At 62.9% G+C, this 13,085-nt stretch carries 10 protein-coding genes and 1 pseudogene; 8 read left to right on the forward strand and 3 right to left on the reverse strand.

What is annotated here, in order from left to right:
• Positions 1 to 545 precede the first annotated feature (545 nt).
• Positions 546 to 1,193, forward strand: coding sequence for a DUF8102 family protein (locus NDI56_RS04210; RefSeq protein WP_310918179.1), 648 nt, complete (start codon positions 546 to 548; stop codon positions 1,191 to 1,193).
• Positions 1,194 to 1,242: 49 nt separating this feature from the next.
• Here NDI56_RS04210 and NDI56_RS04215 read toward each other — a convergent pair whose 3' ends face one another.
• Positions 1,243 to 2,568, reverse strand: coding sequence for a tyrosine-type recombinase/integrase (locus tag NDI56_RS04215; RefSeq protein ID WP_310918180.1), 1,326 nt, complete (start codon positions 2,566 to 2,568; stop codon positions 1,243 to 1,245).
• A gap of 58 nt (positions 2,569 to 2,626) precedes the next feature.
• On the opposite strand from NDI56_RS04215, the pseudogene NDI56_RS04220 reads away from it, so the two are divergent.
• The 4 genes and pseudogenes from NDI56_RS04220 to NDI56_RS04235 all read left to right on the forward strand — a co-directional run.
• A pseudogene (locus NDI56_RS04220) lies at positions 2,627 to 2,755 on the forward strand (Gfo/Idh/MocA family protein); the annotation flags it as partial.
• A 62-nt stretch (positions 2,756 to 2,817) separates the two neighbouring features.
• Positions 2,818 to 3,924 (forward strand): M24 family metallopeptidase, encoded by a 1,107-nt coding sequence (locus NDI56_RS04225; RefSeq protein WP_310918181.1) that lies wholly within the window; start codon positions 2,818 to 2,820, stop codon positions 3,922 to 3,924.
• An 85-nt stretch (positions 3,925 to 4,009) separates the two neighbouring features.
• Positions 4,010 to 5,668, forward strand: a complete 1,659-nt coding sequence (locus NDI56_RS04230) for a glycoside hydrolase family 13 protein (RefSeq protein ID WP_310918182.1) — start codon at positions 4,010 to 4,012, stop codon at positions 5,666 to 5,668.
• Positions 5,665 to 7,377 carry a glycoside hydrolase family 13 protein gene (locus NDI56_RS04235; protein WP_310918183.1) on the forward strand — a complete coding sequence of 571 codons (1,713 nt, stop codon included), beginning with the start codon at positions 5,665 to 5,667 and terminating at the stop codon, positions 7,375 to 7,377. Before NDI56_RS04230 ends, NDI56_RS04235 begins: the two co-directional genes overlap by 4 nt.
• A 60-nt stretch (positions 7,378 to 7,437) precedes the next feature.
• Here NDI56_RS04235 and gfcR read toward each other — a convergent pair whose 3' ends face one another.
• Positions 7,438 to 8,079, reverse strand: coding sequence for a transcriptional regulator GfcR (gene gfcR / locus NDI56_RS04240; RefSeq protein WP_310918184.1), 642 nt, complete (start codon positions 8,077 to 8,079; stop codon positions 7,438 to 7,440).
• Positions 8,080 to 8,136: 57 nt separating this feature from the next.
• A complete protein-coding gene (locus tag NDI56_RS04245) occupies positions 8,137 to 8,931 on the reverse strand; it encodes a DUF8054 domain-containing protein (RefSeq protein WP_310918185.1) in 795 nt (264 codons plus the stop codon).
• A gap of 283 nt (positions 8,932 to 9,214) precedes the next feature.
• On the opposite strand from NDI56_RS04245, the gene NDI56_RS04250 reads away from it, so the two are divergent.
• The 3 genes from NDI56_RS04250 (at position 9,215) to NDI56_RS04260 (ending at position 13,085) form a co-directional block, all read left to right on the forward strand.
• Positions 9,215 to 10,291, forward strand: a complete 1,077-nt coding sequence (locus NDI56_RS04250; RefSeq protein WP_310918186.1) for a TrmB family transcriptional regulator — start codon at positions 9,215 to 9,217, stop codon at positions 10,289 to 10,291.
• A gap of 266 nt (positions 10,292 to 10,557) precedes the next feature.
• Entirely contained in the window at positions 10,558 to 12,039 is a 1,482-nt protein-coding gene (locus tag NDI56_RS04255; protein WP_310918187.1) for an extracellular solute-binding protein, read from the forward strand.
• A gap of 65 nt (positions 12,040 to 12,104) precedes the next feature.
• The gene (locus tag NDI56_RS04260; RefSeq protein ID WP_310918188.1) at positions 12,105 to 13,085 is read left to right on the forward strand and encodes a carbohydrate ABC transporter permease; all 981 of its coding nucleotides are present in this window, start codon (positions 12,105 to 12,107) and stop codon (positions 13,083 to 13,085) included.

Consider the following 13,085-nt stretch of genomic DNA (forward strand, 5'->3'; position numbering starts at 1 on the left):
CCGTTCAATTTCCTCGCGCCGGTTTTCTATCTTAGCGATACCACTATCTTTCGTAGTTTGTGTAACAGCCATATTAGTAACAATATCAGCAGTCGGATTCCGCCCGATAGACCGCCGTCACTCGTCAAGAAGCCGGGTAATCACACTATCATATGTGTCGTTCGGCCCCTCTTTTTGTTCAAATAACTTTTCGCGCGTCTCTGGTCGGATGGCGATTTGTGCTTCGCTCTTTGACATAATCTGAAATCTTCTGGCTCGCTGGTTTTGTGTCGATACACCATTGCGACCTGTGGACACCTTCGACTGTTCGCCTCGGGTCCCCACCTACCACCTACTCCCGTTTCGCCGGTGGCTCATTTCGCAAAACGCGGCTACGTTTTGACCTTCGCCTCCACCCTGTTTGGCTTCACTGGCTAACCGCGATAGCTTATATCAGATTCCATCTTGACGGCGGACCGCAGGGGTGGAATCCTCACAATCTTCTGTTTGTTCGGTACTTTATTAGGCATGGCTGTACTACACAGTGTGTAGTCAAACACTTCACAATGTCCGAAGACTCAAATTCAGAACGTAGTCGTGCGATGCTCGCCCCGCAAGACCGGAATTATCTACGAGGAGTGTCGGAATATCTTGATGGACTTAGCAGGAAAGCCAAGTACAATCGCCGGGTTGCAATCATTGAGCGGGTTACTGGCGCTGTTGAGGATTTCAAAACGACTCACCGCGAAATGAGTGAAAAGATATGGTCTAACCTCATTGATTTGGAACGTGAAGAAGAACGCCGGTTCAAAAATGGCATGATAGCAACAATCGCTTTCTTCTATGAATACTGTGAGACGAAAGGGTGGGATTTTGAATATATCCTTGAGCGTGGTGTCGAAGAGGCGTACTGCTATGGGACCAAGCGAGATATGCCACGACGAACTGTTGATGATGTCCGATTTGAAGTTGATGCGTCCGAGGCGGATGTAACCAGAGATGCACAATCCCGGATTGAAGAAAAAATTGAGCGTGGTGATAAATTGACTCTTCAAGAGAAGGGCATTGTCTACGAAATGGGTGGGACCCTTTTGGAAAAGTTTGAAGCCGCCAAATCAGATAGGGACCGCCGTCATAGCCTGCAAAAGCGTGAGCAAGAGGCTCTTAAACGGGTTAACAAAGACCTTGAAATGCACGGCGAGCCAGACGAATAGACTGATATTGTATTACTAGATTCTGGCTTTAGCCAGCGAAGTAACGTCTCTATTTATCCAACCTATCGGCCACTCTGTCAGCCACCTTATCGACCACCTCATCATTCTCAAGCAACTTATCTAACACGTCAGGGTTATCAAGCGCCTCATCAACCGCCTGCACCGCTTCGACCTGTTCCGGGTTGGTTGGGTCAACTTGTTTGTACGATTCTCTCACACTGTCCTCCATGTCCTCTCGAAGCCCCTCAGCGTCAGGGGAGTAGACCGTCCCACAACTAGGGCAGGCTTTGGCCGACCCGGGGAGTGGTTCATCACAGGTATGGCAGGTCGGCGGAGTAAACGCCGATTCCTCTTCAACCTCATACCCCACCTTGGCTTCGACGTTCCGCGCCACTTCGGTATCAGACAGATGCGAATACGTTGTTTCCATCACACGGGAATCCGGCCCGTGGCCGATAAGGTGCTTAATCTCGGAATCTTCAAGCTCGTAATCACGCTTACAGGTGGTTACGAAAAAGTGCCGGAAAGCGTGGGGGTTCACGTCTTTGTCCACGCCAGCAGTATCAGCGATGCGAGATAGCCGAACGTGGATTGATGAACGGTCTAGGGAGTCACCCGGTGTAAGTCCACCCGGGGCCGTAGCAGTCGGGAGAGACGTTAGTAGATAGTCGTCAGGCTCGCCGGTTGGGTGCGCTCGAAGCCACTCCCGAACAGCCTTCTGAGCGCCAAGAAGTGGGCGCGTCGTCGCCGTCTTATCAGCGCCCTTCAACCCTTCCACGCTATCGTTTAGTTGGTAACTGCCCGATGCGCCAGCGTCAGGGTCTACGTCTTTCACACGTAGCGTTTGGATAGCGCGGATACGCTGGCCCGTGTAGGCCAGCAGGTCGACAAGACACCTATCACGGTCGTTAGAACAGGCATCACGTAGCGCGTTCACGTCGTCGCCCGTGAGAACAGTATCAGGGTCTAATGAAGAGCTTGTATCGACGTTCACAAGCACTATCCCCTCGGTATCAGCAGCAGCGTCAGAGTGATAGCGTAGGAATTTCAGCAGGGCGCTTTGTCGTTGTTTCACCGTCTGGCCGGACAAGTCGTCGCTCCACTTGTCGAAAATCTCATTGAACCTGTCGGTTGGGGTATCAAGCAACGGGTCGTCAATTTCCTTAGCTAACAACCGAAGGGCGCGGCCATACGAGGTTAGTGATGAAACGGCGAGCGTCTGCTGTTCGCCGTCAACCACATGGTTCGTAGTGTGGTCCTCCGCATCTAAGGCCCGCAATAGTTCTTTAACAGGGCGAGCGTTCGGTTCGCCCATGTTATCAAGACGTTCGTGTTCACGTCGATACCGGGCGCGGGGGTCGTCAGATTTCACCATACATACCAATGCATCACCAAGTCCCTTGTATTTTTTCGTTAACGGTGTTCTGCATATCTACGAGTTCCTCTCGGCCGTCGCCGGCGACGGGAGCTACGAGCCGAACTTCGCGGACGGGCTCGCGGTCCAGCGCGTCCTCGATGCCGTCGAACGCAGCGACGAGCGCGGCGAGCGCGTGTCGCTGTAGCGGGCGGTGCTCCGGCCCACCTTATCGCGCGGCTTTAACGGCCACCCCTCCGTTGGGCCGGTATGTCACTCACTGCTCGACTGGACGCGTATCTCGCGAGTAACGACCTCGACGCGGTGTGGTTCGCCCGCCCCGGGAGCTTCGCCTGGCTGACGGGCGGCGTCGATGCCAGCGGTGCCGAGTCCGGCGACAACGTCGTCGACCGGGGCGGCGATATCGGCGTCGCGGCCGCGGGCTACGACGGGGACGGGGTGACAGTCGTCACCGACAACATCGAGGCGCCGCGGCTGCGCGACGAGGAGCTCGCCGACGGCGTCGATATCGAGACGTTCCCCTGGTACGACGGGTCGCTCGCCGCGACCGTCGCGGCCGTGAGCCCGTCGCCCGCCGCGGCTGATTTCGACGTTCCCGGGCTCGATTCGCTCGACGCCACGCCGCTCCGGCAGCCGCTGACCGACCGACAGCAGACGCGGTATCGGGACTTCGCGACCGGTGTCGCCGAGGCGGTGGAGACGGTCGCCCGCCGGGCCCACAGCACGGACCGCGAACGTGAGGTCGCCGCGGAGTTGCGCGGGGAGCTGGCGGCTATCGACGCCAGCGCGCCGGTCGTCCTCGTCGGCGGCAGCGAGCGCGCTCAGCGGTACCGCCACTACACGCCGAAAGCAGCACCGCTGGACGAGTACGCCCTGCTGTCGGTGACGGCCGAACGCGACGGGCTCTACACCAGCTGTACCCGGACGGTCGCGTTCGACGCGCCGGAGTGGCTCCGCGAGCGGACCCGCGCCGCGATGCGCGTGGAGGCGACGGCGCTGGCCGCGACGCGAGCGGTCGGTGCCGACAGTGGCACCGCCGGCGACGTGTTCGACGCGATTCAGCGGGCCTACGACGCCGTCGGCTGGGACGGCGAGTGGCAGAACCACCATCAGGGCGGTGCCGCGGGCTACGCCGGTCGCGAGTGGATTGCGACCCCGGAGAGCGACGCTCCGGTCGCGGTGCCCCAGGGGTACGCCTGGAATCCCACGGTCCGGGGCGCAAAGAGCGAGGACACCCAGCTGGTGACTGAAGACGATATCACGCTGCTTTCGGGGACGGGCGAGTGGCCGACGGAGACGGTAGCGGCCGTCGGGTACGACTGTTCGATGGAGCGCCACAGCGTCCTCGACCGCTGACTGGCCACCGGCCGGCCTTCATTTACAACACCTGTTGTTGCCGCTGACATAGATTTAAGTGACGGTTCCCACAACCGTCCTGTATATGCACGAGGAGCGTTCCTGGTGGAAGGAAGCGGTCGTCTACCAGATCTATCCCCGGAGTTTTGCCGACAGCGACGGCGACGGCGTCGGCGACTTGCAGGGGATTATCGACCGGCTGGACCACGTCGCATCGCTGGGTGTCGACGTCATCTGGCTCAACCCTGTCTACGAGTCGCCACAGGCCGACAACGGCTACGATATCAGCGACTACCGGGCCATCCACGACGAGTACGGCACGATGGCCGACTGGGAGGCGCTGCTGGAAGCGGTCCACGACCGCGACATGAAGCTCATCATGGACCTCGTGGTCAACCACACCGCCACCGACCACGAGTGGTTCCAGCGGTCCCGGCGCGACGAGGACGGCTACCGGGAGTACTACTACTGGCACGACGGCGAGGAGCCGCCAAACAACTGGGAGAGCGGGTTCGGCGGGTCGGCCTGGGCCGACGACTCCGAGGCCGGACTGCAGTATCTCCACCTCTTCGACGAGACCCAGGCCGACCTGAACTGGGACAACGACGACGTCCGCGAGGACGTCTACGAGATGATGAACTGGTGGCTGGAGAAGGGCATCGACGGGTTCCGGATGGACGTTATCAACCTCGTCTCGAAGCCCGATGGGCTACCCGACGGCGACCCCGACAGCGACTGGGTCGGCATCGAGCAGTTCGCCAACGGCCCCGACGCCGAGACGTACCTCTCGGAGATGGCCGCGGCCACCTACGACGACTACGACACGATGACCGTCGGGGAGTGTCTCGACGTCGACCCGGAGACGGCCGGCGACTACGTGAGCGAGGACGGACCGCTCGATATGCTGTTTCACTTCGAGCATATGTTCGTCGACGCCGCCGACGGCTGGCTCTCGCCCGCCGAGTGGGACCTCCCCGACCTCAAGGCCGTGCTGTCGAAGTGGCAGACGGAGCTCGACGGCTGGAACTCGCTGTACCTGACGAACCACGACCAGCCCCGCATCGTCTCGCGCTTCGGCGACGACGGCGAGTACCGCCGCGAGTCCGGCAAACTGCTCGGTACGCTCCTCTTTACCCTCTCCGGGACGCCCTACGTCTACCAGGGCCAGGAGATCGGGATGACGAACTACCCGTGGTCGAGCCTCGACGAACTCGACGACCTCCAGTCCATCGGGAAGGTCGAGGCGGCCATCGAGGCCGGCGAGATAGACGGGTTCGAGGACGTACGGGAGATTGTCAGGGCCCGCTCGCGGGACAACGCCCGGACGCCGATGCAGTGGTCGGACGACGAAAACGCCGGCTTCACCGACGGCGAGCCGTGGCTCCCGGTCAACCCCGAGTACGAATCGGTCAACGTGGCCGCCGCCGAGTCCGACGAGGACTCGATACTCCACTACTATCGGGAGCTCGTGGCACTGCGGGAGCGCCACGAGACACTGGTTTACGGGACGTATAACCTTCTCCTTCCGGACCACGAATCGGTATGGGCCTACCGGATGGAGCTGGACGGCGACGCCGTCCTCGTGACCCTGAACGTCGACGACAGCGAGACGACGGTGACCCTGGAGGACGCCGCCGGGACCACGGAACTGCTGCTCTCGAACTACGCCGAGCCGACGGAGACGGGCGCCACGCTGACGCTTCGGCCCTACGAGGCGCGTGTCTACGAACTGGAGGCACAATGACCGACACACAGCAACAGACCGGTCGGCTCGTCCCGGAGGACGAGCGCACGTGGTGGAAGGAGTCGGTCGTCTACCAGATTTACCCGCGGAGTTTCGCGGACAGCAACGGCGACGGCGTCGGCGACATCCCTGGTATCATCGACCGGCTGGACCACGTCGCGGACCTGGGCGTCGACGTCATCTGGCTCAACCCGGTCTACGAGTCGCCCCAGCGTGACAACGGCTACGATATCAGCGACTACCGGGCCATCCACGACGAGTACGGGACGATGGCCGACTGGGAGGCGCTGCTGGAAGCGGTTCACGACCGCGGGATGAAACTCGTGATGGACCTCGTGGTCAACCACACCTCCGTCGACCACGACTGGTTCCAGCGGTCCCGGGCCCGCGACCCCGAGTACGAGGACTACTACATCTGGCGCGAGGGCGACGGCGACGGGCCGCCCAACAACTGGGAGTCCTTCTTCGGTGGCTCCGCCTGGGAGTACGACGAGAAGCGGGGCGAGTACTACCTCCACCTCTACGACACGTCCCAGCCCGACCTGAACTGGCGCAACCCCGCGGTCCGGCAGGACATCTTCGACACCATCGAGTGGTGGCTGGAGAAGGGTATCGACGGCTTCCGGATGGACGTCATCAACCTGCTCTCGAAGGCGCCGGGACTCCCGGACGGCGACCCGGACGGCGAGTGGGTGGGGTCGGAGCACTTCGTCGACGGGCCGGAGATGCTGCCCTATCTCGAAGCGCTCGACGAGCAGGTGCTCTCGAACTACGACATCCTGACCGTCGGCGAGATGCCCCAGCTGACCGTCGAGACGGCCCGCCGGTACGCCGGCGAGGACGGGCCGCTGGACATGGCCTTTCACTTCCAGCACACGAAACTGGACTACGACGGCGGGGAGCGGTGGGCCGTCGGCGACTGGGAGCTCCCGGAGCTCAAGGAGATAACCCGCCGCTGGCACCGGGGGCTCGACGACGACGGCTGGAACGCCCTGTACTGGGAGAATCACGACCAGCCCCGGGTCGTCTCCCGGTACGGCGACCCCGAGAACTACCGCCACGAGTCGGCGACACTGCTCGGCACCTTCATGCTGACCCGCTCGGGGACGCCCTACGTCTACCAGGGCCAGGAGCTGGGCATGACCAACGCCGACTGGGAGTCCATGGAGAGCCTGCAGGACGTGGACGCCCAGAACCACGCCCGGAAGCTCCTCGACAGCGGCGACCACGACGAGTTCGACGATATCGCGGACGTCGTCGGCTACCGGTCGCGGGACAACGCCCGGACGCCGATGCAGTGGTCGGACGACGAAAACGCCGGCTTCACCGACGGCGAGCCGTGGCTCTCGGTCAACGCGAACTACGAGACCGTCAACGCCGCCGCGGACGGCGGCGATTCGGTCACGGAGTACTACCGGTCGCTCATCGACCTGCGAGACCAGTACGACTCGTTCGTCTACGGCCGGTACGACGACCTCCACCCGGACCACGAGCGCCTCTACGCGTACACGCAGACGCTGGACGACGCCGACGGCAGGGTCCACGAGCAGATGCTCTCCGTGTTGAACTTCTCGGAGACGACGGCGACGGTCGACCTCCCCACGACCGTCGACGGGGCGTCGCTGTTGCTCTCGAACTACGACCGCGATGCGGTGGCGCCGACGACGGACCACGAGCCCTACGAGGCCCGAGTCTTCCAGTTGGAGTAGCCCCGCCCACGACGCCCACCTGAGCCGGTCAGCGGTCGACTGTGCGCCGTTTCCGGTCGCTCAGGCCGACGACTGTTCGCTGCCGACCCGGATGACCTGCAGCAGCGAGTACACGGGGACGCCGTTGATGTCCTCGATGCCGCGTTTGTCGGCGAGCACCACGCAGGCGATGGGGTTTCCGCCCTGCTGCTGGATGGCCTCGACGGTCTCGGTCATCGTGTTGCCGCTGGTGATGGTGTCGTCGACGACGTAGCAGTCGCGGTCCCGAATCTGGGCGAAGTTCCGGGAGAAGGAGCCGTCGGAGGTGTCGCTCTCGTCGTCGTCCCACTGGTGTTTCGACGGCGCGTAGGTGCCGAGGTCGGTGTCCAGTTCCCGGGCGACCGTCGTCGCGAGCGGCGCGCCGGCTTTCTCGATGCCGATGGTGAGGTCCACGCCCTCGCCCTGTTTCGAGAGCAGGTCGGCCATCGCACAGCCGATGTGGTGGAGGCGGTTGCTGTCACGGCCCAGCGCGGACCAGTCGACGTGGATGTCGTGGGGGCCGCTCTGGGGGACTTCCTTGGGCGTCGTGCCGGTACCGCTGCGCTCGACCAGCCAGCTCGCGGTCTCGCGGGAGACGTTCAGTTCGTCGGCGATCTCACCTTTCGAGAGCCCTCGCTCGGCGAGGTCCGCAGCACTCTCGACGAGGTCGTCGATGTTCTTCATACATCGATATCTGTCCGGCAGGGCTTAATAGGCAATGTCTTTCCCCGGGGTGTCCGCTCAGTTCGGGAACGTATAGAGTCGCTGTTCGCAGGTGGGACAGACGAGCAGGTCGTCGGGCTCGGTCTGTGGGTCGGTGTAGCCGCCACAGCAGGACACCTCCGAGGACTGGGTCAGCGCCGTTGCACACACCGGACAGCTGTCGAGGAACATCCGGAACGCGCGGGCGCCGGCGAGTCGGACCCGCTGGTCGGTCACCGGGTCGGACAGCGCCCGGTAGGCCGCGAGTTCCGCCACGGCGACGGGACGAGCGATGAGCGCTCCCTCCACGGCGAGCCACTCGCTATTGCCGTCCTCGAAGGGGTCTGCCGTCGGGATGGTCGGGACGGTCGCAGCCGTTTCCTTGGCGAGTGCGGCCAGCGGGAGCTCGGCCAGTCGGTCCATCTCCCGGTGCCAGGCGTCGTCGACCGGCTCCGCCGGCCGTATCACCTCGCCGTCGGCTTCGATAGCGCCGGCCGTGGCCAGTTCACCCAGTATCGTCTCGCCGTCGAGGTCCGTCGCAGTCAGCGACGCCCGTTCGAGGCGCGGCGAATCCGGCTCCTTCTCGAAGGGAGCCGTCGGGACGGGGAGGGCGGCGACGAGTTTCGGCGCGAACGCCGGCGTGTACGGCACCACGTAGCCACGCAACGCGACGGCCAGGGACCCGGCGACCACCGCGGCCAGGCTCGCCAGCCGCCGGTCGCGCCGGTAGAGCCACAGCGCCAGCAGCCCGACGAGCCCCATGTTCACCGTCGTACACGGCCAGCATCTGTTCGAGCCGGTGTGGGCCGGCCGGCGGAAATCGTCCAACTTCATCGGACACCTCCGGGGCACTGCGAGCGACCTGTCACTGTGGGATACAACGGGTGGACGTTCATGCACTAGTATTTTACAACAGGCATTGTTATTGAATCGCACGGCTTCCCGCCACGACTACCAAGGGACGTGGACGACGACCCCACCGCTGGGGCCGGTAATCGACGGGCTTTCGGTACCGAAGTACGGAAGTACCCGCAATCACGTCTCAAAAATAACTGCACAGGGTGTGAAATATGCAACTACGAACCAGTAACCGGACGACAGAGGAGCACAGAGAGGAATGGACGACGACGAACTGACCACAGTACTGGAAGACGCCGGGCTCTCGCCCTATCAGGCGGAGGCCTACGTCGCACTGCTCGGTCTCGGGACGGCCTCGGCGACAGACATCGCCGATGCGTGTGACGTTCCGGACCCGCGTATCTACGACGTCCTCCGGGACCTCGAATCGAAGGGATACATCGAGACCTTCCAGCAGGACTCCCTGACTGCCCGCGCCCACGACCCACAGGGTGTCCTCGAAAATCTCCGGTCCCGGTCGAGCAGGTATCTCGACGCCGCGTCGGACATCGAGGACCGGTGGAACCAGCCGGAGATAACCGACCACGAAGTGAGTATCGTAAAGCGGTTCGATACGGTGCTCAAGCGGGCGAAAGAGCTCATCTCCTCGGCCGAACACCAGATACAGCTCGGCGTCGACACCGAGCAGTTCCGGGCGCTCCGGTCGGCGCTGGAGGCGGCTCACGAGCGAGGGGTGAACATCAAGCTCAGCATCTGTACCGAGCCCGACGACGACATCCCGGACGCAGCGGAGATAGAGGGGACGTGTACGGAGGCGCGCCACCGTGACATCCCGTCGCCGTTCCTCGTGCTGGTCGACCGGCGGTGGACCTGCTTTGCCCCCCACCGCCAGTCCGTCAACGAGTACGGCGTGCTCGTCAACGACCGCACGCATACGTATCTGTTCCACTGGTTCTTCCTCACCTGTCTGTGGGAGATCTGGGAGACAGTGTACACGGTCCGGACGCCCGAGACGCCGACGACGTACGTGGACCTGCGCCACGCCGTCCGCGACCTCGAACCGATTCTGGCCAAGGGCGCGACCGTCGAGGCCCGCATCGTGGGCTACGAGACGGAGACGAACGAGCCGGTCGACCTGACCGGGCGGGTCGCCGATATCGACTACACCGGAAGCTCGATGGGGCGCCAGGAGCCCGTCCCGCTGGCCCAGCTGGCCGGCCGCATCACCCTCACACTCGACGTCGACGGCGAACTGTACGATATCGGCGGCTGGGGGGCCGTCATCGAGGCCATCGAGGCCACGGAGATCACGATTACCGACGTTCGCTACGAGTAGTGAACACGGCAGTTATTTGATGTTTCCCCGCCCGTCAGCGGCGCCCGCGTGCCGGTGAATAAACAGTAACTCAGTTTGCGCGTTTGAGCTTTTCCAACTCGGAAACACCGCGTACCGTTCCAGTGCCTTTATATAATGATTGTTGGGTTCAAACGGCAAATATCAGTAACAATAGTTGTTGTACCCGGATATGGAACTCATTAACAACGGCTGTGGTAAATTATGGACAATATTTAAGTAGTGCCCCATAGGACGACTGAACAGACATGTCGGATAATGACACGCGCGACACACGCTCGTCCGGAGTATCACGACGGCGGTTCGTTCAGGCCGCCGGGATATCTGGTGTCACAGCCGGGTTGGCCGGCTGTGCGGACCTCATCGGTGGCGGCGGGGGGAGCGGACCGGGCCGGACGGTCACGTGGGGCTTCGACCCCGTCGCCGTCCAGAACAACGGCGATGCCATCAAACAGGCGCTGCACGACAACGGGCTCTCGGAGGACATCTCCATCGAGTTCGTCCCGCGGGACCAGGATACGGGCGCGGCCCGAGCGAACTACAACCGCCTCCTGAACGCCGGGGAGACCGACCCCGATATGTTCCTGATGGACAACGGCTGGGCGAACATCTTCGTGCAGCGCGGCCAGCTCCAGAACCTCTCGGAGACGCTGCCCGAGGACATGCTCACCGACGTCAACGACAACTACTTCAGTGCCTTCACGGACACTATCCGCGACCCGAGTAGCGGGAACCTCTTCGGCGTGCCGGTGTTCCCGGACTTCCCGACGATGCAGTACCGCAAGGACCTCGTCGAGGAAGCGGGCTACAATCCGGACTCGAACAACTGGGCCACGGAGCCGATGACGTGGGAGGAGTGGTCGAACATCGCGGAAGACGTCAACGACAACGCCGACACCGACTACGGCTTCACGACCCAGTGGGACATCTACGAGGGGACCGCCTGCTGTACGTTCAACGAGGTCATGTCCTCGTGGGGTGGCGCCTACTTCGGCGGCCCCGACAACCTCTTTGGGCCCATCGGCGACCGGCCGATAACAGTGGACCAGCCCGAGACCATCAGCGCGCTGAACATGATGCGGAAGTTCGTCCACGACGAGGACGCGGAGAGCCAGTTCAGCAGCTACGGTGGGGGCTTTACTCCGACCAACATCCTCGGCTGGATCGAAGAGGCCTCCCGCGCGCCCTTCGCGGAGGGCAACTCCGTCTTCCACCGCAACTGGCCCTACTCGCTCGCGCTCACCGGGCGGAACCCGGACAACACGGACGACCCGGCGCTGGGTCAGGACCTCGGCGCCATGCCGATGCCCTACGCCGTCCCCGAAAGCGAGGCGGCCCAGCCCGGCACCGGCGGCACCACGGCCGCGCTCGGTGGCTGGCACATGACGGTCAATCCGAACATCCAGAACCAGGAGGACGTCATCGCCGTCATGCGGGCCGCGATGCAGCCGGACTTCCAGCTCGAACTCCTGTCCATTCAGGGATGGCTGCCGCCGCGGCCTGAGCTGTTCAACTCCAGCGACGCCCAGAACGTCGACGTCGTCGGCCGGTACATGGACACGCTCAAAGTCGCCGGCGACAACACGATGGCCCGCCCGGTGACCGCCGTCTGGAGCAACCAGTCGAGCAACATCGCACAGCAGGCCAACCGCGCCGTCGGCCAGGAGACCTCCTCGGCCGACGCGATGGCGACTCTCCAGAGCGCGCTCGAAGACACCGAGTCCCAGTAACGCTCAAGGCATAAAGAAACACAATTAATGATTATGGTGTCGAACCATCACAGAGGGTCACGCCGATGAGCACCGAGACCGGACGGGAGTCACGCCGCTCGGGCGTCCTCGTCAACGTCATGCGATGGATGGAGAACCTCAGCGATACGCAGTACGCGTATCTGCTGCTCGGCCCCGTCTTCGTTCTCCTCGGTGTCGTCGCGCTGTACCCGCTGCTTCGGACCTTCGAGCTGTCGCTGTACGCCGTATCGCTGGATCTCACGAGTTCGAGTTTCGTCGGGATAGATAACTACGTTCAGCTGTTCACCGGGGGCAAGAACCGGTTCCTGCCGGGCGGGACGACGTTCGTCCCGTCGTCGCTGTCGTTCGAGGCCCTGCTGAACAGCGCGCTCGTGGTGACGATTATCTTCGCCGTGGTGAGCGTCCTCTTCGAGACCCTCATCGGACTGGGACAGGCGCTCATCCTCGACCAGGACTTCTACGGGCGACGGTGGGTCCGTGCGGCCATCATCATCCCGTGGGCGGTGCCTATCGTCATTCAGGGGATGATCTTCTTCCTGATGTTCAACTCGAACGTCGGCTTCGCGACGCCGCCACTGGCCGACCTCGGCATCCTGGCCCCGACGAACACGCTGAACGACACCGCGAGCGCGACGTTCATCATCATCGTCGCCGACATCTGGAAGACGTCGGCCTTCATGGCCCTGCTCATCCTCGCCGGGCTCCAGAGCATCGACCGCGGCCTCTACGACGTGGCCAAGGTCGCGGGCGCGAGCAAGTGGCAGCAGTTCAAGCTCATCACGTTCCCGCTCATCCTGCCGACCATCGGCGTCGCCGTGCTGTTCCGGTCCGTGCAGGCGATGCGTGTCTACGGCATCATCGACACCGTGTCGAGCTGTGCCGTGGTCCCGTCGCTTTCCTGCATGGTCGTCGCGACGTTCAACACACGTCAGGGAACCGCCGCGGCCATCGCCTTCGTCACGGCCGCCATCATCGGCATCGCCGTGATGGGACTCATCGCCTGGCAAGGGGAGGACGCGATATAA

This window comes from Halomicroarcula saliterrae (assembly GCF_031624395.1).
GTDB classification, from domain to species: domain Archaea; phylum Halobacteriota; class Halobacteria; order Halobacteriales; family Haloarculaceae; genus Haloarcula; species Haloarcula saliterrae.

Excerpts from the sequence above, each read along its gene's own strand:
- NDI56_RS04210 (WP_310918179.1), top strand. The coding sequence starts at position 546 with ATGTCCGAAGACTCAAATTCAGAACGTAGTCGTGCGATGCTCGCCCCG.
- NDI56_RS04215 (WP_310918180.1), bottom strand. The coding sequence starts at position 2,568 with ATGGTGAAATCTGACGACCCCCGCGCCCGGTATCGACGTGAACACGAA.
- NDI56_RS04225 (WP_310918181.1), top strand. The coding sequence starts at position 2,818 with ATGTCACTCACTGCTCGACTGGACGCGTATCTCGCGAGTAACGACCTC.
- NDI56_RS04230 (WP_310918182.1), top strand. The coding sequence starts at position 4,010 with ATGCACGAGGAGCGTTCCTGGTGGAAGGAAGCGGTCGTCTACCAGATC.
- NDI56_RS04235 (WP_310918183.1), top strand. The coding sequence starts at position 5,665 with ATGACCGACACACAGCAACAGACCGGTCGGCTCGTCCCGGAGGACGAG.
- gfcR (WP_310918184.1), bottom strand. The coding sequence starts at position 8,079 with ATGAAGAACATCGACGACCTCGTCGAGAGTGCTGCGGACCTCGCCGAG.
- NDI56_RS04245 (WP_310918185.1), bottom strand. The coding sequence starts at position 8,931 with ATGAAGTTGGACGATTTCCGCCGGCCGGCCCACACCGGCTCGAACAGA.
- NDI56_RS04250 (WP_310918186.1), top strand. The coding sequence starts at position 9,215 with ATGGACGACGACGAACTGACCACAGTACTGGAAGACGCCGGGCTCTCG.
- NDI56_RS04255 (WP_310918187.1), top strand. The coding sequence starts at position 10,558 with ATGTCGGATAATGACACGCGCGACACACGCTCGTCCGGAGTATCACGA.
- NDI56_RS04260 (WP_310918188.1), top strand. The coding sequence starts at position 12,105 with ATGAGCACCGAGACCGGACGGGAGTCACGCCGCTCGGGCGTCCTCGTC.